This is a genomic window from Aurantimicrobium sp., from assembly GCF_036667855.1.
Classification (GTDB): Bacteria; Actinomycetota; Actinomycetes; order Actinomycetales; family Microbacteriaceae; genus Aurantimicrobium.
In genome coordinates, this window is the sequence record NZ_JAVWTF010000119.1 from 355 (window position 1) to 1,026 (window position 672).

Below are 672 nucleotides of genomic sequence, written 5' to 3' on the forward strand. Positions count from 1 at the left end.
TCACGGATTGCGAAACGCAGACCGTCGTCCATCGCGATCGGGTGGATCAGGGTAACAACCATTTTGATGTTGTCGCCCGGCATTACCATCTCTACGCCTTCTGGCAGTTCGATGGTACCAGTCACGTCAGTAGTACGGAAGTAGAACTGAGGACGGTAGCCTTTGAAGAACGGAGTATGACGGCCGCCTTCGTCTTTGGACAGGATGTAAACTTCAGATTCGAACTTGGTGTGCGGCTTGATAGAGCCCGGCTTAGCCAGTACCTGACCACGTTCGATTTCTTCACGTTTGATACCACGCAGCAGAACACCAACGTTCTCACCAGCACGGCCTTCGTCCAGCAGTTTGCGGAACATTTCAACGCCAGTACAAGTTGATTTAACGGTATCTTTGATACCAACGATCTCAACTTCTTCGCCAACTTTAACGATACCGCGCTCTACACGACCGGTAACAACGGTACCACGGCCGGAGATGGAGAATACGTCTTCGATAGGCAGCAGGAACGGCTTGTCAATCGCACGCTCTGGTTCCGGGATGTAAGAATCCAGGAAGCCAGCCAGTTCGATGATTTTCGCTTCCCACTCTGCTTCGCCTTCCAGCGCTTTCAGAGCAGAACCACGAACGATCGGCGTGTCGTCGCCCGGGAAATCGTACTGAGACAGAAGTTCA

1 protein-coding gene is annotated in these 672 nt (G+C 52.4%); it reads right to left on the reverse strand.

The window, feature by feature from the left end; all coding sequences use genetic code 11:
- On the reverse strand, positions 1-672 hold a 672-nt coding region (locus RR877_RS10625; protein WP_332628250.1), incomplete at both ends, for an EF-Tu/IF-2/RF-3 family GTPase.